Genomic DNA, 20,614 nt, shown 5'->3' on the forward strand with positions numbered 1-20,614 from the left:
TGGGATGCTCAGGCCGTCAGGTCGACGACGAGCGGTTTGCCTTTTTCGAAAAGCTTCAGGCGGCCTTCGAGGTTGAAGACTGAAAAAGCGTGCGCAAGCTGATCCTGATTTTCGCGGAAGTGTACCCAGCCCTCATTGTGCGCGGGCACGAGCAGCGCGTTCGCGAAGGCGTGGGCCGCCTCCAGAGCATCCTCGCTGCCCATCGTCATGTGGAAGCGGCCACGGGGCTCGGCAGCGCCCGTAAACAACAGCACGACTTTGGGAGAAAAGAGCCGCGCAACCTCGGCCGTGCCCTCGTACCAGACCGTGTCGCCGGTCACGTAGAGAAGGTCGCCCGGCTTTTCGCGGCCGAGTGCGAAGCCGACGACATCGCCTGATATCGGCTCGATACCGACAGGGCCGTGACGGGCCGGCGTTGCCGTGACCAGCAGCCTCTCGCCGCCGGCGCCTTCCAGCGTGACGGTTTCGAATGGAGCAAGGCCAAGTGCATTGCCACCCAACCGTTCTGCACCGGCCTTGGTCGTGTAGGTGGTGGCGACCGTCGGCAGCATCGCCCGGCCGGCACTGTCGAGATTGTCGAGGTGCTGGTCGTGGCTGAGCAGCACTGCATCCAGCTGGCCGATCTCCTCGACCGACAAGGCAGGACCGGAGGTCTTTTCGAAGCGGACGGGCTTTTCCCTGTAGAGGCCCGGCGGGTCGAATGTCGGATCGGTCAGAAGCCGGAGCGTGCCGTATTCGATCAGCACGGTCGGTCCGCCGATAAGCGTAAGTTTGAGACTGGAAGAACTCATGTTCGGCAACCTTTCTGTTTCGAGGTCGCCTCCTGTCTAGTCCCGTTCCTTTCTGCGAAAAATTCGCTATTCTTTGTCAATGGCTGATAAAAAACGCACAGAGCCGGACTGGCAGGACATCAGGGTGTTTCTCGCGCTCGGACGGCACGGAAGCCTGTCGGCCGCCGCCCGCACGCTGCGCGTCAACCATGCGACGATCGCCCGCCGGCTTCATTCACTGGAGGAAACGCTCGGCGAAAAACTGGTCGAGCGCCGCCCGGACGGCTACGTGCTGACCCCAGCTGGAACGCGCGCACTGACGGCGGCAAGCGACATGGAAGCCTCGGTCCAGACGCTCGGGCGCGGCTGGAAGGATGACACGCCGAAGGGACTCGTGCGTATCAATGCCTCGCCTGCACTCTCGCAGGGCTTCCTGATCCCCCGTCTGGCGGAGATCACCAAACAATATCCGGGCCTCGATATCGACCTCGCGACTGACCTGCGCACCATAAGCCTCGAACGTCACGAGGCCGACATCGCCATACGCCTAGGAAAACCGCAGGACGGCGATTTGATCGCCAAACAACTTGCGACGATCGGATACGGCTTTTACGGAACGCAGGAGGTTTGCCGGCAGGTCGAAAACGGCGCTGAACCCGTCTTCGTCGGATTTGACGAGGTGAACGGCTATGTGCCCGAAGCGATCTGGCTGGCCCGCCACTTCTCGCACGCGCGCGTGTCTTTCCGCGCCAACAATCAGGTTTCCCAGGCGATGGCTGCCAAGTCAGGCGCAGGTCTGGCACTCCTGCCGCATTATATCGGCCGTCTGGAAGGAAACCTCTGTCCCTGCCCGCTCGAACTAGTCCCGCCGCCGCGGGAAGCCTGGCTTCTCACCCGACGCCAGCAGCGCAAGGATCCGCCGATCCGCACCGTCGCCGAATACATCACCAAGATATTCGCGACGGAACAAGCTTTATTCGAGGAATGAGACCTCGACATCCCGAAGCCGGGCTTCCTCAGAAGGACAGGTCGAGCACACGGCCTTCGAACAGGCGATCCCGCGAACCCTCGAGATGCGCCCGCATCAGGTCACGGGCATCTTCCGCCCTGCCCTCGGCGATCGCCTTGTAGATTTCGTTATGCTCCTGGTACACCTGCTCCAGGCCCGGCCGCGGACCAAGCAACGAAAGCCCATGCAGATGCATGCCGACGGCGATATGCGCTTTCAGCGCGTCCATCGAGGCGGTGTAATAGTGGTTGTTGGCTGCCTCGGTGACGGCGCGGTGGAAGACGAAATCGGCATCCACCCGGTGCAGCTGATGGCTGGTCGCCTCACGTAGATCTGCAAGAGCGGCCGCGATTTTCTGGATCGCGGCATCGTCGCGGCGCTTGGCTGCAAAATAGGCGGCCGCCGGCTCGATCGTCAGGCGGAATTCGTAGCAGCGCTGGATATCGGCAATCGTCTTGACCGGCGAATAGGCAAGCTGGGCCGTCGGCGAGCCATGCGCACTGACGAAGGTACCGGCACCTTGTCTTGCGTAGACGATCCCCTGCTCGCGCAGGCGTGCCAGCGCATCGCGCACGATCGGGCGCGAGACGCCGAGCATCGAGGCAAGTTCGTGTTCGCCCGGAAGGCGTGAATCCGGCGGGTAATTGCCGGCACGGATGCGTTCCATCAACTGGTCGAAGACACGGTCGACCAGCTTCACGGCCCTGCCTGGTCGGGCTGCCGGTGCCGCTTCCGGATTCACCGATCCGCCATTCGCTTCATCCACTCTCATTCTCCCTGCTGGCATCCGTTACGCAGCCTGATTCCGAACGACCAGTCTTAGCAAACTATCGGAATTGCCGAAGCCCCCCGACTTGACGGCACATCGAAATTGCCGCCCGTTGATATCTTTAACGTCGAACCACGGAATACCGGCCTCGATTTCCCCCTTCGGCAACAGGACCGTAACGCCCAGTTCGCGAAAAACGGCAAGCGCGGTATCACCACCGCCCACCATGATCATATCCGGGTTCGTATCATCTATGACCGATTTCACGCCCTGCGCAAAGCGAGCGGCAACAAGCGCGGCATCGCTCTTAATCTCGCCCGTACAGCGCAGCAGTGCCGGCAGCGCCAACCCCTCGCCGCTTTCGACCACACCCATCGGCGCATCGACGACGATGCGAAGTGCATGCGAGGCTTCGAGACGATCCATCTGTACGGCCGTGATGGGATCGCGGGAGCCGAAGGCAAACAGCGTCTTCCGCGTCGCAAGAAATTCCGGCGTCAGCCGCGCCGCCTCGCCGAACCGGCGCGCGAGCGCAGAGCCCAGGCCGCGAGCACCGACGGCAAGTGTCGAATGCCAGTTGTTTTCGGCAACGGTCATATCGAGATCGGCGTCATCCTCAGCATCGGCAACCATGACCTCACGGCCATATCCGAAAAAGAGATCGGCGATCGGCAACGGATGCTCGACGCCGCGCCCGACCACGCAACCGCGATAGGTAATGCGCTCCTGATCGGGAATGGCAGGCGCCATCAGGATGCTCTCAAAACCGAGCACGTCCGCCAGTGCAATGCTTTCAGCCGCAACATTGCCCTTTAGCCGGGAGTCGATCTTTTTCATGAAGATCGCCGACCCTGCCGATCGCAGGACCTCGGCCACCACCCGCACGCGCGCGGCCGCGCCCTCCTCCGGCAAGCCGCGAGAAGCCGTGTTGACGACAACAACCTCGGCACCAGTCTCAAGCGCCTTGCCGACAGCCTCGACATCGATCGCGACGGCGACCGACAGTCCGGCCTCCACGAAGGGTGTCCCCGTATCGAGAGAGCCGGTCAGGTCGTCGGCAATGATGGCGACTTTCAGCGTCATGAAGTCTGCCCCGGATTGACGGCATGGCAGGCAACGAGATGGCCGGGCTTCGCTTCCTTCCATTCCGGAATGACCTTACTGCATACCTCCATCGCGATCGGGCAGCGCGTGTGGAAGCGGCAGCCTGTCGGCGGGCTCAGCGGGCTCGGCACGTCGCCCTGCAGGATCTGACGCTTGCGCGTGCGCTCAAGCTCCGGATCGGTCTCCGGCACGGCCGAAAGCAGCGCCTTCGTATAGGGATGCAGCGGATTATCGAAGAGCTCTTCCCGCGTCGCAAGCTCGGCCAGACGACCGAGATACATGACGCCGACACGCGTGCTGATATGACGCACGACGGCGAGGTCATGGGCGATGAAGAGATAGGTCAGGCCATATTTTTCCTGCAGGTCGAGCAGCAGGTTGATGATCTGCGCCTGGATCGACACATCGAGCGCCGAGATCGCCTCGTCGCAGACGATGAACTTCGGCTGGCAGGCAAGCGCACGCGCAATGACGACACGCTGGCGCTGGCCGCCCGAGAGCTCATGCGGATAGCGCTGGGCAAAACGTGTCGGCAGGCCGACATCCGTCAGCAGCGCCGCGACCTTGTCCTTCAGCTCGGCCTTGGTGGCAAGCTTGTGGAAGAGGATCGGCTCGCCGATCGCTTCGCCGACCGTCATGCGCGGGTTCAGCGTCGAATAGGGATCCTGGAAGACGATCTGCAGGTCGCGGCGGAAGGGCCGCATCTGCTTTTCGTCCAGCGTCGCAAGATCCTGGCCCTTGTAGACCACCTTGCCGCTGGTCGCCTTGTAGAGATTGAGGATGGTGAAGCCGGTCGTCGACTTGCCGCAGCCGGACTCACCGACGAGGCTCAGAGTCTCGCCTTCCATGATCTCGAGATTGACATTGTCGAGCGCATAGACGGTCGCCGAGCGCTCACCGAAGGCGCCGAGCTTGACGTGGAAATGCTTGACGAGGTTTTCGACCTTCAAGAGCGGTTGGACACCCATCACGCAGCCTCCTGCATTTTCTGCACGACGAAACAAGCGGCGCGATGTGCGCTGTTGCCGGCAATCGGCTCGAGCCGCGGCACCCGCTCGTGACAGACGGCTTCGGCCAGCGGGCAGCGCGGCGCAAAGGGGCAGCCCTTCGGACGGCGGCCGGGCTCCGGCGGTGTGCCGCCGATCGAGGACAGGCGACTTGCCGGCGCATCCGAAAGCTTCGGGATCGAGGACAACAGCCCGCGCGTATAGGGATGGCTGGGACGAGCATAGAGCTCGCCCACCGGCGCATCTTCCACGACCGTGCCGGCATAGAGCACGGCGACGCGATCAACGAGACCGGCGATCAGCGCGAGGTCGTGGGTGATCCAGACGACGGACATGCCGAGCTTGGCGCGCAGATCCTTCACCAGATCGACGATCTGGGCCTGGATCGTCACATCGAGCGCGGTGGTCGGCTCGTCGGCGATCAGCAGCTTCGGATTGCAGGCAAGGCCAATCGCGATCATCACACGCTGGCGCATGCCGCCCGAAAGCTCATGCGGATAGGCCATCAGCCGCTCTTCCGGCCCGGGAATGCCGACAAGGCGCAGAAGCTCGACGGCGCGAGCCCGCGCCTCTTTCTTCGACATCTTGCGGTGATAGATCAGCGGCTCGCAGATCTGGTCGCCGATGCGCATGACCGGATTGAGCGAGGTCATCGGATCCTGGAAGACGAAGCCGACATCGCCGCCGCGTACCTTGCGCAGTTCGCTGTTCGACATCTTCTGCAGGTCGCGGCCACCAAACTTGGCCGTACCCTTCGTCACCTTGATCTTGTTCGGCAGAAGCCGCATCAGGCTCAGCATCGTCAGGCTCTTGCCGCAGCCGGATTCACCGACGACGCCAAGCGTCTCGCCCTTGTTGACGTAGAGGTCGATGCCGTCGACGACGACGGCCGGGCCGCGGCGCGTATCGATCTCGATGGTGAGATCCTTCACGTCCAGCAGGCGTTCGTTGCTCGTTGCATTCATCATTTGCTGCCCCGCGGATTGAGTGCGTCGTTGAGGCCGTCGCCAAGGAAGCTGAAGGCCACCGAGGCAAGACCGAGCACGGCCGCCGGAGCGGCGAGGAGATGCGGATAATGCTGCCAGACGCGCAGACCGTCCGAGATCATGTTGCCCCAGCTGGGTGTCGGCGGATTGACGCCGACGCCGAGGAAGCTGAAGGCGCTTTCCAGCACCATTGCCGTGCCGAGACCGGCGCTGACGGAAACGATCAGCGGCCCGAGCGCATTCGGCACGATATAGCGCAGAATGACGATCCAGTTGGAAAGGCCGAGCGCCTGTGCTGCCATGACGTAGGGACGATTGCGGATCGACAGCACCTGGGCGCGGACAAGGCGCGCATAGGGCGGCCAGGAGATCAGTGCCATCGAGCCGAAGACCAGGATGAAATCCACCCAGACCGTCTGGCGGTAGAAGGGGTTCAGGGTCGCGAGATACTGCGCCTCCATCCACCTGGTGATCGGCGTCTTCAGCGATGCATTGATGACGACGACGAGAAGCAAGTTCGGCACAGACATTGTCACATCGGTCAGCCACATGATGGCCCGGTCATAGGGATTGCCGAAGAAGCCGGCGACAGCGCCGAGCAGCAGTCCGATCAAGACAGCGATAAATGTGACGATGACAGCGACGAGGAAGGCCGTGCGCGTACCGAACACGATGCGGCTGAAGACGTCGCGGCCGAGGTCGTCAGTACCGAAGAAATGCGCGAGCGACGGCACCGCATTGCGCGAGGCGAGATCCTGGCTGAGGTAATCGTAGGGCGTCAGATACGGGCCGAAGATTGCCGTGAAGGCAAGTATCACAATCACGATCAGGCCGAAGACCGAAAGCTTGTTGCGCTTCAGGCGATGCCAGGCATCGCGCCACAGGTTGACCGGCGGCTCCTCGGCCGTGTCGATCGTCGAAAGAGGAATGGCGGACATGGTCAGCGGCTCCTTCTGGAATCATTGGCTCGCGGATCGAGCAGCGGGTAGAGCACATCGACCAGCAGGTTCGACACCATGACCAGGAAGGATCCGATCAGGGTGATCGCGAGAATGACGGGATAATCAGAATTGGTAAGCGCCTGCACGGTCAACCGACCAAGGCCAGGCAAGCCAAAGACGAGCTCGACGAAGATGGCACCGTTGACGATGGTGATCATGATGAGGCCGAGCTGGGTCACAATGGGCGTCAACACCGGACGCAGGATATGCTTTAGCGCCACCACGATTTCCGGCACGCCCTTGGCACGCGCGGTGCGAACGAAATCTTCAGACAGTACCTCGATGACGGCGGCGCGCGTCTGGCGCACGATCAGCGCGATCGGCTGGAAAGAGAGCACGATGAGCGGCAGGATGATGCGCACGTCGAAGACGCCGCCCCAGCCATAGGGTACCTTGATCATCGGCAGCAGCACGATCAGCGCCACCATCAGCAGCGGGCCTGCAACATAGGCCGGGATCGCCCACAGGAAAAGCGCCGTACCGAGGATCGTATAGTCGACGCGGCTGTTCTGGTTCAGAGCGGCGATCATCCCGAGCGGGATCGCAACGACCGTCGTCAGGATGATGGAACAGAGCGCAAGCTGGAAGGAAACCGGTGCAGCAGCAGAAACCATTGCCCAGACCGAGCGGCCCGATGTCAGCGAATTGCCGAACTGGCCGTGCAGCAGGTTCCAGACGTAAAGGCCGAACTGCTCGATGAAGGGCTTGTTGAGACCAGCACTTTCACGGATCGCCTCGATACGCTGCGGGTTATAGGCGACGTCGCCAGGCGCGCGAAGGAAGATCAGCTTGATCGGATCGCCCGCGCCGTAGAATGCCATCGCATAGACGGCCATCATCACGACAAGGACAGACGGAATCCAGATGGCGAACCGCGTGAGCACATAGCGTAGCAAGGCCACCTCCCATTCTTGCCCGGCGCATCCCGCGGGAGGCCGCAGCCGCCGGTTCTTCTTGAAATATAGCGCGAAGGTCTTGCGACCTTCGCGCCGCTGCTTCAGCCGCGTCATGCGGCCATGCTATCGGCCTTAGCCGATGGAAACATCCCAGGGAGCCACGACCTGCCAGTCGAGGTTCTTTTCCATTGCCTTGACGTCCTTGGTCGCCCAGCGCGACATCGCCTGAGAATACCACGGGAGGAAGGCCCAGTCGTCGCGGAAGGCCTTCTGGGCTTCCTGCGCGAGCTTCACACGATCCGGATCGTCGGCAGCCTTGGTTGCTGCCTCTGCAAGCAGGCTGTCCACCTTGTCGTTCTTGTATCCGCCGAGCTTGTTCTGAGCGTTTGACGAGGTAGAGGCGATGGAGCCTGCGAGATAGGAGACGGCATCGGGAACACGTGTGCCGACGTCGTCACGGAAGATCTGAACCGAATTCTGGTCCGGACCAGCATAGGCATCCTGCTGCGGCTTCATGTCGACAGCGGTGATGCCAAGGTTCTGGCGCCACTGCTCGGCGATGAACTGCGCAGCCGCCTGGATTGCCGGGCCGGAAATGCCGACGAACAGCAGCTTGGGAAGACGCTCCGGACCGCCATAGCTCGATTCCGCCAGCAGCTTCTTGGCCGCTGCCGGATCGTACGGATAGGGCTCGAAGCCGGAATTGTCGGCACCCGGAACCGAATTCAGGATCTGGTCGGCCTTCTTGTGCGGACCATCCGGATAGGAAGCCTTGAACAGCCCGTCGCGGTCGACCGCCATGATCAGCGCCTGGCGAACCTTGGGATCATCCATCGGTGCACGCGAGGTGTTGAACCAGAAATGCTGGCTGGTCGGAATGAGCGGACCGGCAGAAAATTCCGGGCCGAGATCCTGGATGATCGTCGAGGTGACGAGCTCGGTGTGAGCATTGTATTCGCCTGATTTGATCAGCGAGGTCGCGGTGACATTGTCTTCAATCGAGCTGATCTCGATGCGGGCGAGCTTCGGCTTAGGTCCGAAGAATTTCTCGTTCGGCTCGAAGGTCAGCGTGCCGGCATCAATATCGAGCGCAGTCAGCTTGAAGGGGCCGGAATAGACTGCGCTGCTATCGGGCTTGTACCAATCGGCCACTTCCTCACCATCGCTGCCGCGCGACTGGGCAGCCTTGGTGATCGGGACGATGTGGTTGGCAAGGCGCATGAAGAAAATCGGATCTGCTTGCGTCAGCGTGCAGACGACAGTCGATTCATCAGGCGTTGTTACACCGGTCAGTTCCTTGGCTGAGCCGGCAGAGATTTCCTTATAGCCCTGCACCTTGCTCAGCACCTGGTCGACACGCTGGTTCTTGGTATTGGGCATGGAAGAAACTTCCCAGGAGCCCTTGATATCGGCCGCGGTGATCTTGCTGCCATCGGAGAAGACTGCCTTCGGGTCGATCTTGAACGTCCAGACCTTCTTGTCCGGCGAGTCCCAGCTCGTGAAGACGTAGGGCTGGATCTTACCCTCGGCGTCGAAATACATCGGCGAAGCCCACCAGAACGAATTCCAGCGGAAGGTTCTGCCGCCGCCGCGCAGCGGCGACCAGTCCTGGTCGAAGGCAGGATTGATGGCCTTCAGGACCTGGCCGTCCTGCGCCATGACGATGCGGGCGCTTGCGCCGAAAAGCGAGAAACCAACGCCGGCTGCAAGCCCCAGCTTCAGCGCGTTACGCCGGGAAATCTGCGAAAAGTCTTGGTCGTTGCGAATTGTCATTTGCTCCTCCATGGCAAATAGCGCGCCTTTCGAAAGACCTCCCCGAAGCTGCGCGACATACCGCAGACATTTGCGCGATAATGTAAATCTGTCAATGGAAAATAACTGATGAAGCATTAAATCGAGGGATCGCAATTATTTATTGCATAAAATCAATATGTTAAAAATTGACATGTAGAGATTTCAAATTTGTAAGATTGACAACTACCTCGATTGGGATGAATACGACAGCGTAGGAACGTGCCGGGAAGGCCCGGTCTGACGAGGAGGATACCTTGAGCAATCACAAGATTACAGGCGTCTACAGCGCCGCCACCACCCCTCTCAACACCGATGGCAGCCCGGATCTCGGTCTCTTCACCGAACATTGCCAGCGGCTGATCGAAGAGGGCTGCCACGGCGTTGCACTGCTTGGCACGACAGGCGAAGCGAACTCCTTCTCTTCTGCCGAGCGCCACATGCTTCTGGAAGCAGCGCTGAAAGCCGGCATTCCCGCGGACAAGCTGCTGCCGGGTACCGGCGTCGTCGCCATTCCCGACACGGTTGAACTGACGAAGCACGCCCTTTCGCTCGGCGTCACCAAGGTGGTGATGCTGCCGCCCTTCTATTACAAGGGCGTTTCCGACGAAGGCCTCTTTACCGCCTACGCCCAAATTCTGGAGAAGATCGGCGATAGCAGGCTGCAGGTGATCCTCTATCACATCCCACAGGTTTCGGGCGTTCCGCTCTCCATTCCGTTGATCAGCCGACTGGTCGAAGCCTTCCCGGATACAGTTGTCGGAATCAAGGATTCTGCTGGCGATTTCAATAACATGCAGGCAATTATCGCCACCTGCCCGGGTTTCTCCGTGCTCTGCGGCGCCGACCCGCTGCTGCTGCCGCTACTGAAAGCCGGCGGCGCGGGCTGCATCACCGCCACTTCGAACCTTGTCGGAAATTCCCTGCGCACGGTTTACGACCACGTCCATGACGAGGCACGCAATGCAGATGTCGAGGCAGCGCAGGCTCGTATCAACGCTTTCCGCACCCTGTCGAACTCCTATGTGCAGATCCCGACCATCAAGGCGATGGTGGGACTGAAAACCGGCAATGTCGGCTGGCTGCGCACTCGCCCGCCGCTGATGCCACTCAATGACACCGAATATGCGGCGCTCGCCGAAAGCTACGCAAAGCTGCCGTAAGGGAGGAAAAGCCATGCAATCCACAGGCTTGAAGCCGGAGGACGTTCCGGCGCTGATGGACGGTTTACTCAGGGCAAATGATGCCCAGGCCGGTCGTTTTGATGCCTATCTGCCGTCTCCCTGCATTCAGAACCACGCGGCCAACTTGGCGTTTCTTGCCGACGGCACCCTGACCTGCGTCTGGTTCGGCGGCACGATGGAAGGCATGGGCGACATCTCAATTTACATGTCACGGTTGGCCCCTGGTTCTAACCGCTGGTCCGAACCGGAAAAAATGTCTGACGATCCGGCGAAATCCGAACAGAATCCCCTGATTTTCAGCGCTCCTAATGGGTACGTCTGGCTGATTTATACCTCGCAGACATCCGGCGATCAGGACGGCGCAGTTGTCAAATGCCGCATCTCCGAAGATGGCGGCAAGAGCTTTGCACCGCCCACCATCCTCTGCGACCTGCCCGGCACATTCGTGCGCCAGCAGATTGTCGTCAATGGGAGAGGTGATTGGCTGCTTCCCATCTTCCGCTGCATCAGTTTGCCTGGGCAGCGCTGGAACGGCGACGCCGACACGGCGGGCGTGCTGATCTCCCGCGACGGCGGAAAAAGATGGCAGATGAAAGAGATAGAAGGCAGCCTGGGCGCGGTGCACATGAATATCGTGCCACTCGACGGCGACAGGATGATCGCCTTTTTCCGTGATCGTTATTCCGAGAATATCCGCGCCTCCCTGTCATCGGACCAAGGCGAAACCTGGAGCGCACCGGGACCGACCAATCTGCCCAACAACAATTCCTCGATCCAGGCGGCTGGCCTTAAGGATCAGAGGGTTGCAATGGTTTACAACCACAGCAGCGCCGCTTCCTCCGATGCCCGACGCCAGTCGCTCTATGACGAGATTGAAAGCGACAAGGCTGCTGCCGTCGAAACGACCGATATGCCGACCAGAAAAGCGGTCTGGGGTGTTCCGCGCGCACCGTTGAGCCTCGCAGTTTCCGCCGATCAAGACGGTCATTTCGAGCGTAAATTCGACCTCGACACAGGCGACGGCTATTGCCTGAGCAACAATTCGAAGGACATGCTCAATCGCGAGTTCTCCTATCCCTCAATCACCCAGGGACCGGACGGTGCGCTTCATGTGGCCTATACCTATTACCGGCGCGCCATCAAATATGTGCGTCTTCCGTTGGAATCAATCGCTTAACGACCACCGAGATCACAAGCAGCGCATGGGGGAGGCCGATCGGCGAAAGCACTTGGCCCTCCCATCTGAATTCTTATTTTTACAAATGCACGACAATCCTTTTACAAGTCCCACTGCCCTTTCCGCCGATCACCAAATTTCTAAATATACATTTAACTTTAATATGTTGACTGGAATTCGAAGCGTTAAATCTGGTACTTTCACCACCCAGATGGACTGTAAAACAAGAAAATTCCTCATTCATTCTTGCCAAAAATCACCGGACGGGATAACAAATTTACATCATTGACGGCCCAGTTCCGTCGCGCATCAGGAGGACCGCATATGGTCAGTTTGGATTCACCTATTGCCGTTGTCCGGCCGCACCTGATCGAATTCGGTCTGGAGACCGCGGGAAAGCTCGGCGCCTGGGCCGCAAACAAGGGCTATTCCCGAACACTGGTCATTTCGGATGCATTCAACGCGACACGCATTGATCTGTTGCAACTGAAGGGTGACGTTTCGGTCTTCTCGGACGTGACGCCTGAGCCGGATATCGCTAATCTCGACAAGGTGCTCGCAGCAGCAGAAACTGCACAGGCAGACTTTATCGTCGGTTTCGGTGGTGGCAGCGCCATGGATCTTGCCAAGCTGGCTGCCGTGCTCGCCGGCTCGTCGCAGAGCCTTCGCGATGTTGTCGGCCCCAATAAGGTTCAGGGGCCGCGAAAGGTAGCGCTTGCGCAGGTGCCGACAACATCGGGCACGGGCAGCGAGGCCGGTATCCGCGCGCTGGTCACCGATCCCGAGACCAAGGCGAAGCTTGCGGTCGAAAGCCTTCACATGCTCGCCGACATCGCCGTGATAGATCCTTCCCTGACTTTCTCCGTCCCGGCCCGCACCACCGCTGCAACCGGTGTCGATGCCATGGCACATTGTGTCGAGGCCTTCACCAATCGCAAGGCGCACCCGATGATTGACATCTACGCCATCGAAGGAACGCGGCTTGTCGGCAAATATCTCGCAAGAGCCGTGCGCGACGGCTCGGATGCCGAAGCACGTGCCGGTCTTTCGCTGGCCTCGCTCTATGGAGGCTTTTGCCTCGGCCCGGTCAATACGGCTGGCGGCCATGCACTCGCCTATCCGCTCGGCACCCGCTGGCATGTAGCCCATGGCGCGGCCAACGCATTGATCTTCCCGCATGTTCTCGCTTTCAATACGCCGGCCGTGCCGGAAAAGACGAAAGCGGTGATGGAAGCACTCGGCTATGACACATCCGACACCGTCAAATCGGTCTTTGATGCGGCCTATGCTTTCTGCGCCGAACTTGGCATCGAGATGACACTTTCCGGCCTCGGCGTGCCGGAAAATGATCTGGATGCCATGGCCGACGACGCCTTCGCCATCCGCAGGCTCCTGGATAACAATCCGCGCGACTTGACGCGCACTGATATACGCTCGATCTACGAGGCTGCCTATTGAGGCAGGGCTTTCAAGAGGAATTTGACTGATGGACAGAAATGCAAAAGTCGCAGTAACCCTCGGCGATCCCGCCGGCGTAGGCCCTGAAGTGATCGTCAAGGCGCTGGCTGCATTGCCGGCTGCCGAACGTCGCGACTTCGTCATCGTTGGCAATACGGAAGCCTTGGAACGGGCCGTACGCGCAACCGATATCAGCCTCAGCTTCGGCCCTTCCGCCTCCGAGGATGGAAACACCATCGCCGTGGATGAGGTCGCGCTGGACGCTCCCCTCCCCGAGATTGGCAAGGTCAGCCCAGCCGCTGGCGATGCATCCGTCCGTTACATCGCTCGCGCCGTTGATCTCGCAATGTCGCAGGAAGCCGACGTCATCGTCACGGCGCCGATCAACAAGGAAGCCATGAACCTCGCCGGCCACCATTACGATGGTCATACCGGCCTGCTGGCGCATCTGACCGGCTCCAAGAGCTCCTTCATGCTCCTCGCCTCCGAGCGTCTGAACACCATCCATGTCTCGACCCACATCTCGCTGAAGGGCGCGATAGAACGGGCCAAGACTGAACGTGTGCTTGCAACGATCGAGGCCGGCCACGATCACTTCGTGCGCCTCGGCAAGAAGGCCCGCATTGCCGTTGCCGGTCTCAACCCCCATTGCGGCGAAAACGGCCTTTTCGGAACAGAAGACACGGAATTCCTCGCACCCGCCGTCGAGCTGGCACAGGCCAAAGGCATCGACGTGGTAGGCCCGATTTCCGCCGACACGGTCTTCGCCCGCGCCTATAATGGCGCCTTCGATCTAGTGATCGCACAGTATCACGATCAGGGCCACATCCCGATCAAGCTCGTCGCCTTCGAAACCGCCGTCAATGTCTCTCTCGGCCTGCCGATAGACCGAGTCTCCGTCGACCATGGCACCGCCTTCGACATCGCCGGAACCGGTAAGGCCAACCACGTCAACATGCTCTCGGCGATTGCCTATGCACGGTTGATGGCGAGATCGCCGCGCCGAAGAGGCTCTGCATAACGAAGATCTCGGTCATGTTCCGTCCCGGGGCTCTGGGGTTATCGTTGAAAACTGCGCGTGCCGGTCGCCGTACCACCGCGCGGACCTGTTCTCGTCACGCTGCACGAATGCGTGTTGGCGCTGCAGTTGCGGACGCGTGAGGCACTGTTGCCGTACGGCCCAACGGTCTCCCTCGTAGCCGTGCACTCCCCGCCGCTGCACGTCCGCGTATGGTTCGTGGAGCCTCCATAGACACCTGTCGCTGAACGCGTCGCGGTGCAACTTCCGTCGGCGCAGTTGACAGACCGATCATAGGAGGTGACGCGTGGCGGAGGAGCGATGGGATAGGCCGGATAGGGGCGATAATAACGTGCCCAGCTTCGATACCATGGATAGGCAGCATAGTAGTTGTCCCAGTAAACCTTGTTAAAGGCGATGATCGTCACGCCGACGGAAGGCGCCACTGCGGAAGTAAGGACCACCGGTCCGCCTTTGTAGACGACCTGGATATAGTTGGCCGCCACCCAGCCACGATAGTTGGCAAAGCTTATGTCGCACCAGGTATACCCGGTCAGGCATCCGTGGGTGACAATCCGGGCGCTGGCCGGAACAACGGTCACAACCGGATATCCGGTCGAAGGACCGGCTCTCAGGTTGACGTTTCCCGTCGCAACCGCGACCGTGGCCGCGGCGGCGATGGATGAAGCGCCGGCAAAAATGGCCAGCGCCAGCAACAATTTCTTCAGCATCGGGTTCTCCTGTCGTGTTGCAACGCCGGCTGGCGAAGCGGGAATAAGGAGAAGATCGGTCCCGAAGTTAGCTGCGGTCTTTCACCGGCGTTACGTTTTGTTGCGATTTGTATCAGCCGGGGCGCTCCCACCCGGCCCGGTGGCGTTTTCGGCGACAATCCCGCCATCCCTGAGTTCGATCGTCCGGTCGAAGAGGTCCTGCACACTGCCTCCCGACAACCGAGCCGGAAGATTGTCGACGCGATGCGCGAGATCGACGCTGCCAAGCAGCTGCGAAGCATAATCGCGCGCCGGCACATCGTCGATCTCGAGCGCAAGCGCCACGTTTTCGACCGCCGAAAGAAACGGAATGAGATTGGCCTTCTGGAAAATGAAACCGATATTGTTGCGTCTGAAGTCACGGAGGCCGTCGAGGTCGGCATCGGGTTGGGAAACGAGCCGGTCGCGAATATAGATTTCGCCGGTCGTGGGCAGCTCCAAAAGGCCGGCAATCAGTAACAGCGTACTTTTGCCGGACCCGCTGGGTCCCAGAATGCCAACGACTTCGCCCGGATGGATATCGAAAGAGACGCCGTCTAGGGCGCGCACCACTGTCTCGCCGCTGCGATAGTGGCGGCACGCGTGGCGGACGCATAGAATCGGCATAGCGTTCATGCAGGCCACCTGCCCCGATCAGATAGGACTGTTCGGCAATTGTCCCGACAATGACGACACTGCGTGCGCCGATCAGCTTCAGCATGGCGATCTGATGGCGCTTTTCCATGGTCAGCATGTAGATGATAAGCGAAATGACGATGGCCATCACCACCAGAAGGACCGCGGTGAAGGCAAGAATTTGGACTCTCAGCCGCCAGAGCCTCTGGTTGAGCAGGAGATTTTCCTGATCGGCCCTGCTCAGAACATTTGCATCTCCCCAGGCCATGATCGCCGCGCGAGCTGCTTCTCGCTGGCGGCCGGCTCGAGCGTCACCAGCGTCGCGGCAATCTTGCTGTCCTGTTGCACCGAACTGCCGTTTGCGGCGCTTCGGCTACCGCCTGTTTCCTTTCGGGCAAGCAGCACCTCTTCGCTTGTCCGTCGCTGGGCGATCGCCATGGCATCGTTCACTGAAACGAAGAGCAGTCCATCGCCGCTCATGTCGACCATTCCTCGCGTCAGGCCAACGATGGTATAATCGTCCTGCCCCAGCCGGACGCGGTCGCCGAGACCGAACCCGATGCTTGCGTCTGCGATGGCCTCGAAATGCCCGTTTTCCAGATGCCGGCCGGCGGTCAACGGCACCCATTCCCCGCGGTCCTTCGGATAGTCGACACCCGTGATGGAGGCGCAGCTGTCGATCGCGAAAGGCGAATTGCTGGCTGATCTGCACGAAACGGCAGACATCGGCCACGCCGGCAATGCCCTCCACCCGGCGATCCATATCGGAGGATATCGCCGAGCTTTCCGAAAAGGGACCGGAACGCCCGCCTTGGGCGAAGCGATGTCGCCGAGATTGAGGTTGCGAGCCGCCACAATTCCGTCGATCGGAGCGCGGATCACCGACTTGTCCATTTGTGCCTGATTGACTTCCACCGTTGCAGCGGCCTCGACTTCCTGTGCCCCGGCCTGCAGAACGATGGATCGCGCTTTGGCGAGATCGGCCTCGGCTTGCTGGACCACGGTTTGGGCCGATTCCAGTGCTGAACGCGTCGACGTTCCGGCGCGCTGCAACTCCTACTGCCGGGCAAGCGTCGAGCGGGCATTCGCAAGCGTGGCTTCAGCACGTCGGCCGTCGGCATGCGCCGCTTCCACGACCTTGCGCGCAGCCTCTTGCGAGGCAAGGGAAGCGTTGAGTTGCGCTTTCAACTCACCGGCGTTGACTTCGGCAATGATCTCTCCCGTGCGCAGCATGTCATTGCGGTCGACGTGGAGGGCGGTAATCACCCCCTGCAAACTGGAGCTGACATTGGCCTTGATGATCGCGTCCAATGTGCCGGGGCCTTTTATGTCCGCCTGGAAGAAGCGGCGGCCCACCGGCATCAACTCTTCGGACTTGGGCATCAGATAGCGCATCGGACGAGATGACGCTCCTTCGAAGGCGCGGCCACCATCACGGGATGCTGTCCAAGCCCGAAACCACTGCATCCGGAACCGGGATTGCCACCGTCGGCAAATTTCTTTGCTGGGCCATCAACCGGGCTTTTCAGGTTGTTGAGATATTTTTCCGGCCGGTATCGTTTTGTACACGCGCGGGTTTTCCTATTGATTTCCCGACCGCGAAATGTCCTGTTGAAGATCATGGAGAAAGAGGCAAAAACCATCCTGATCGTTGATGACGACCCCGAGATCCGGCGGCTGGTTGGCGATTTTCTGCATCGCGAAGGTTTCGACGTGGAGCTGGCACAGGATGGACGGGATATGGACAAGGTGCTTGAGCGCATCAGGCCGGACCTCGTCATCCTCGATCTGATGCTTCCTGGCGAGGATGGCCTGTCGATCTGCCGGCGGCTGGCGTCGGAACGGAGGTTGCCTGTCCTCATGCTGACGGCGAAAGGGGACGAGACGGACCGGGTGGTCGGGCTCGAGATCGGCGCCGACGACTATGTCGTCAAGCCTTTCGGGCCGAGGGAACTCCTCGCGCGTGTCAGGGCGCTGTTGCGTCGGACGGGCGCTCAACCGCTTCAGCTTGCCTCGCGCCGTTATGCATTCGATCGTTTCGTCGCCGATCTCGACGCCCGCCAACTCCGCACCGAAGAGGGCGGTCTCGTTGCCCTGACCAGCGCCGAGTTCGACCTGCTTGCCTGTTTCGTCCTGCGCCCGCGCCGCGTGTTGTCGCGAGACCAGATACTGGACTGGACCCATGGGCGCAGCGCAGATCCTTTCGATCGCACGGTCGACATTCTTGTCTCGCGCGTTCGCAAAAAGCTGGACAGCCTGAGTCCTGGCTGCAACCTCATCAATACCGTACGCAATGGCGGCTATCTTTTGAGCGCACCAGTCCGGCAGGTCACATAAACATGCGTTTCGGCCTGACCGCGCGACTGCTGGCGATTGGCGCGAGCGCGCTTCTCGCTCTCTGGATCACTCTGATTGCCTTCTTCTACTGGACGAGCGACCTGTCGCGAACCGCTAACCGTCTGCCGCCCGAACAATTGAAGGCGATCATCGATCTCGTATCCAACATCGCCCCAGACGAGCGGCAACTCGCCCTCGCGGCTCTCCAATCCTCAATGCTGGAGGTGCGGATCACCGACAGCTCATCTGTGCCGGCTGCAGGCGACGACCTGGCCGATAGCGCTGATTTCGCGCTTTATCGGCAGTTTCTTGGCGAAAAACTCATCCACATTCAGTTAGGGCACAACACCGAAGGCCTCCGACCTGGCTTGTGGACCCGCACAGCGCGGCCGCTCGAATTTTGGGTGGCACTCGACAACGGCAATATCCTCGTCGCCGAAGCGCGCACGCCCTTTGTCGTAACGTTTTATGGTTTGCCGGCGGGAACGGGGGCGGGACTGTTGGGAACCCTGTTCGCCTGCATCGCCTTTTACATGTTGCATCGGGAAATCAGACCGTTGACCAGACTAGCCTCCGCCGTCGACCGCATGGATCCCTCAGGCGACCCGATCCCGCTTCCCCCTACCCGCGCGACGACGCCGGAAATCGGCGCCCTGGTCAGGGCTTTCGACAGGCTCCAGAACCGGCTTCACGCCATGACGCGTTCCCGTATGGCGTTGATCGGGGGGATCCAGCACGACGTCCGCAGCTTTGCGACGCGACTGCGGCTCCGGCTCGAACAACTGCCCGATGACGCGGAAAGAGAACGGGCCACGTCCGATATTGCGGACATGATCGATCTCCTCGACAATGCGCTTCTGACGTCGCAGGCGGGTGTCGGAGCGCTCAATGAGGAGATGCTCGACCTCGCTGAATTGCTGCGCGCCGAAATAGCGGATTTCAGGAGCGCGGGCCTGCCTGTCATTCTGGAAACAGACACAACGCAGGCCGAAACATGGATCATCGGCGATCGGCTGGCGCTTCGGCGGATCATCGGCAACCTCGTCGACAATGCCGTCAAATATGGCCGGCGAGCGCATGTGACGATGGCGGTCGAAGAAGGCCGGGCAAGAATTTCAATCGAAGATGAGGGGCCGGGATTTTCAAAAGAAGAACGGGAGCTGCTGCTGGAGCCTTTCGTTCGCGCAGAGCCATCCCGCGCACGAAAAACGGGTGGAGCGGGGCTTGGCCTTGCTGTCGCGCAAACCCTTCTGAAAGCACAAGGCGGGACGATCACGCTTGCGGACGGCAAGCGTGGCGGTCTGGTGACTGTTACTCTTCCGTTATTCGAGACAACTTGAACCAGACGGGACATGCCGCCCTTCGAGCAACAAATCGCTACATTTTCCTACAAGCGAGCAAATTCGTCGCAAGCTGCGCCGTTCATGGTGTCACCATCAACGAACCACGGAGGTTGCCATGAAAAAAACGGTACTATTCTCTGTCGGCGCTGGCGCGCTGCTGCTTGCCGCCATCCCTCTGGCAGGGATGGCCCAGGATCAAAACGCGAATGTCAGCCCCGCCGAAGATACCTACGGCGACCAGCGTTTCGAGGTGTACAGGAACGGTTTTCTCGACATCCGTGCCCTCGCCGACCGCCTTGACGATCTGCGCTATTATTATACCGGCAAGGCAATTCGCCTTCGGCTTGCCGGCATGCTCTCGGCGCAGGAGACGGCCATAGGCATCCGCGCCGACCAGAAGGATGCCTGGCGTGCCTATACCGAGGCCTTGCTTGCGTTGGTTCCCGATCGCGACGCGGTCATTTCGGTGATCGGGGCGCCCGATCAAGACCTGAAGGGACCGGAGGCATTCGGCCGGGCGGAGGCTCTTTCCGATGTCATGGCAGGATATGCGGACAAGGCGCAGACACTCAAGAAGGCGATCACGGACCTTCGCGCCAAATTGACGGCGGAACAACTGGAAACGGCCCGCATGCCGCGACTCATCCGGGGGTGACATGCTTCGGCCGAGTTTTCGGATCGATTCATTTTCCCTCCGTTGACCACATCTCGGCTATGACTTTCGGCACGTACCCCAGTGCCGGAACGGACGGCCGCCGCCCATAGACCACACCGCGGCCCGTCCGCCCTTCCTCTCACGCAACCCATTTTCGGGAGATCAGGAATGAAAATCTATTTGATCGTCGCCTTCGTGGCGCTTGCCGGCGCGGCCAATGCCCAGGAGGTGAGCCGCCAACAGATGCGAGACATCCGCTCCGCCTGCGAAGCGGATGTGCGGCGGCTCTGCAACGGCGTCCAGCCGGGCGGCGGAAGGCTGCTGCAATGCCTCCAGCAGAACGCGTCGAACGTCTCGGAGACCTGCACTGCCAAACTGATGGAGATCAAGGCAAGCCGTCAGTCGAATTGACCTGGCCAGCTCGCGCCTTCCCGGCGCGAATCCCCGCCGACAGAAGGCAACTGGCCTCGCCGACATGGCGCGGCCAGTTCACATCAGCCTTGGTCCGGCATTCAACCGCTACATCGCCTTATGGTGAGCATAGCTGCCGACGCACTACGCTTGCCAGGGAAGATGCCGTTTTCGCGCTGGCGATAACTGGTCCTGGTATCGGGGGAAGAAAGGAAAGTTTGGTTGCGGGGGCAGGATTTGAACCTGCGGCCTTCAGGTTATGAGCCTGACGAGCTACCGGGCTGCTCCACCCCGCGATATTTCATTCCGGACG

General features: G+C 60.5%; 21 protein-coding genes and 1 tRNA gene. 9 read left to right on the plus strand and 13 right to left on the minus strand.

Going from position 1 to position 20,614, the window contains the following annotated elements; all coding sequences use genetic code 11:
* Positions 1–8: 8 nt before the first annotated feature.
* Positions 9–791, minus strand: coding sequence for an MBL fold metallo-hydrolase (locus FHT82_RS16335; RefSeq protein ID WP_183732653.1), 783 nt, complete (start codon positions 789–791; stop codon positions 9–11).
* A 79-nt stretch (positions 792–870) separates the two neighbouring features.
* Here FHT82_RS16335 and FHT82_RS16340 point away from each other — a divergent pair, with 79 nt between their 5' ends.
* Complete coding sequence (locus tag FHT82_RS16340) at positions 871–1,758, plus strand: LysR family transcriptional regulator (protein WP_183732655.1); 888 nt, start codon at positions 871–873, stop codon at positions 1,756–1,758.
* A 28-nt stretch (positions 1,759–1,786) separates the two neighbouring features.
* On the opposite strand, the gene FHT82_RS16345 is transcribed toward FHT82_RS16340, so the two are convergent.
* From FHT82_RS16345 to FHT82_RS16375, 7 genes are all read right to left on the minus strand, one after another.
* A complete protein-coding gene (locus FHT82_RS16345; RefSeq protein ID WP_183732658.1) occupies positions 1,787–2,545 on the minus strand; it encodes a FadR/GntR family transcriptional regulator in 759 nt (252 codons plus the stop codon).
* 24 nt (positions 2,546–2,569) lie between these two features.
* Positions 2,570–3,631, minus strand: a complete 1,062-nt coding sequence (locus FHT82_RS16350; RefSeq protein WP_183732661.1) for a four-carbon acid sugar kinase family protein — start codon at positions 3,629–3,631, stop codon at positions 2,570–2,572.
* A complete protein-coding gene (locus FHT82_RS16355; protein ID WP_183732678.1) occupies positions 3,628–4,620 on the minus strand; it encodes an oligopeptide/dipeptide ABC transporter ATP-binding protein in 993 nt (330 codons plus the stop codon). The genes FHT82_RS16350 and FHT82_RS16355 overlap by 4 nt, the downstream gene beginning before the upstream one ends.
* The gene (locus FHT82_RS16360; RefSeq protein ID WP_183732681.1) at positions 4,620–5,627 is read right to left on the minus strand and encodes an ABC transporter ATP-binding protein; all 1,008 of its coding nucleotides are present in this window, start codon (positions 5,625–5,627) and stop codon (positions 4,620–4,622) included. Before FHT82_RS16360 ends, FHT82_RS16355 begins: the two co-directional genes overlap by 1 nt.
* Complete coding sequence (locus FHT82_RS16365) at positions 5,624–6,583, minus strand: ABC transporter permease (RefSeq protein ID WP_183732684.1); 960 nt, start codon at positions 6,581–6,583, stop codon at positions 5,624–5,626. The genes FHT82_RS16360 and FHT82_RS16365 overlap by 4 nt, the downstream gene beginning before the upstream one ends.
* Positions 6,584–6,585: 2 nt before the next feature.
* Complete coding sequence (locus FHT82_RS16370) at positions 6,586–7,542, minus strand: ABC transporter permease (RefSeq protein WP_183732826.1); 957 nt, start codon at positions 7,540–7,542, stop codon at positions 6,586–6,588.
* Positions 7,543–7,674: 132 nt separating this feature from the next.
* Positions 7,675–9,315, minus strand: a complete 1,641-nt coding sequence (locus tag FHT82_RS16375) for an ABC transporter substrate-binding protein (protein ID WP_183732687.1) — start codon at positions 9,313–9,315, stop codon at positions 7,675–7,677.
* Positions 9,316–9,590: 275 nt separating this feature from the next.
* Here FHT82_RS16375 and FHT82_RS16380 point away from each other — a divergent pair, with 275 nt between their 5' ends.
* From FHT82_RS16380 to pdxA, 4 genes are all read left to right on the plus strand, one after another.
* Positions 9,591–10,496: a dihydrodipicolinate synthase family protein gene (locus FHT82_RS16380; protein WP_183732690.1), complete on the plus strand. Its 906-nt coding sequence runs from the start codon at positions 9,591–9,593 to the stop codon at positions 10,494–10,496.
* 13 nt (positions 10,497–10,509) lie between these two features.
* Positions 10,510–11,694, plus strand: coding sequence for an exo-alpha-sialidase (locus tag FHT82_RS16385; protein ID WP_183732693.1), 1,185 nt, complete (start codon positions 10,510–10,512; stop codon positions 11,692–11,694).
* A gap of 324 nt (positions 11,695–12,018) precedes the next feature.
* Complete coding sequence (locus tag FHT82_RS16390) at positions 12,019–13,152, plus strand: iron-containing alcohol dehydrogenase (protein ID WP_183732696.1); 1,134 nt, start codon at positions 12,019–12,021, stop codon at positions 13,150–13,152.
* 28 nt (positions 13,153–13,180) lie between these two features.
* The gene (pdxA, locus tag FHT82_RS16395; protein ID WP_183732699.1) at positions 13,181–14,173 is read left to right on the plus strand and encodes a 4-hydroxythreonine-4-phosphate dehydrogenase PdxA; all 993 of its coding nucleotides are present in this window, start codon (positions 13,181–13,183) and stop codon (positions 14,171–14,173) included.
* A 38-nt stretch (positions 14,174–14,211) separates the two neighbouring features.
* Here the strand turns inward: pdxA and FHT82_RS16400 are convergent, their stop codons facing one another.
* From FHT82_RS16400 to FHT82_RS16415, 4 genes are all read right to left on the minus strand, one after another.
* Positions 14,212–14,901 carry an SH3 domain-containing protein gene (locus FHT82_RS16400; protein WP_183732702.1) on the minus strand — a complete coding sequence of 230 codons (690 nt, stop codon included), beginning with the start codon at positions 14,899–14,901 and terminating at the stop codon, positions 14,212–14,214.
* Positions 14,902–14,991: 90 nt separating this feature from the next.
* Positions 14,992–15,555 carry an ATP-binding cassette domain-containing protein gene (locus FHT82_RS16405; RefSeq protein ID WP_183732705.1) on the minus strand — a complete coding sequence of 188 codons (564 nt, stop codon included), beginning with the start codon at positions 15,553–15,555 and terminating at the stop codon, positions 14,992–14,994.
* 240 nt (positions 15,556–15,795) lie between these two features.
* Positions 15,796–16,557: a hypothetical protein gene (locus FHT82_RS16410; RefSeq protein ID WP_246698142.1), complete on the minus strand. Its 762-nt coding sequence runs from the start codon at positions 16,555–16,557 to the stop codon at positions 15,796–15,798.
* Between the two features lie 54 nt (positions 16,558–16,611).
* On the minus strand, positions 16,612–16,950 hold the full coding sequence (locus FHT82_RS16415) for a biotin/lipoyl-binding protein (RefSeq protein WP_183732708.1): 339 nt from the start codon (positions 16,948–16,950) through the stop codon (positions 16,612–16,614).
* A gap of 225 nt (positions 16,951–17,175) precedes the next feature.
* Between FHT82_RS16415 and FHT82_RS16420 the strand changes: the two genes are divergently transcribed.
* The 4 genes from FHT82_RS16420 (at position 17,176) to FHT82_RS16435 (ending at position 20,301) form a co-directional block, all read left to right on the plus strand.
* Positions 17,176–17,892, plus strand: a complete 717-nt coding sequence (locus FHT82_RS16420) for a response regulator transcription factor (RefSeq protein ID WP_183732711.1) — start codon at positions 17,176–17,178, stop codon at positions 17,890–17,892.
* Between the two features lie 2 nt (positions 17,893–17,894).
* Positions 17,895–19,232: an ATP-binding protein gene (locus tag FHT82_RS16425; RefSeq protein ID WP_183732713.1), complete on the plus strand. Its 1,338-nt coding sequence runs from the start codon at positions 17,895–17,897 to the stop codon at positions 19,230–19,232.
* Positions 19,233–19,350: 118 nt separating this feature from the next.
* Positions 19,351–19,890, plus strand: a complete 540-nt coding sequence (locus tag FHT82_RS16430; protein ID WP_183732717.1) for a hypothetical protein — start codon at positions 19,351–19,353, stop codon at positions 19,888–19,890.
* A gap of 168 nt (positions 19,891–20,058) precedes the next feature.
* Positions 20,059–20,301 (plus strand): cysteine rich repeat-containing protein, encoded by a 243-nt coding sequence (locus FHT82_RS16435; RefSeq protein WP_183732720.1) that lies wholly within the window; start codon positions 20,059–20,061, stop codon positions 20,299–20,301.
* A gap of 219 nt (positions 20,302–20,520) precedes the next feature.
* Here the strand turns inward: FHT82_RS16435 and FHT82_RS16440 are convergent.
* Positions 20,521–20,597, minus strand: a tRNA-Met gene (locus tag FHT82_RS16440).
* Between the last annotated feature and the right edge of the window lie 17 nt (positions 20,598–20,614).

The organism is Rhizobium sp. BK275 (assembly GCF_014193555.1).
GTDB lineage: Bacteria > Pseudomonadota > Alphaproteobacteria > Rhizobiales > Rhizobiaceae > Rhizobium.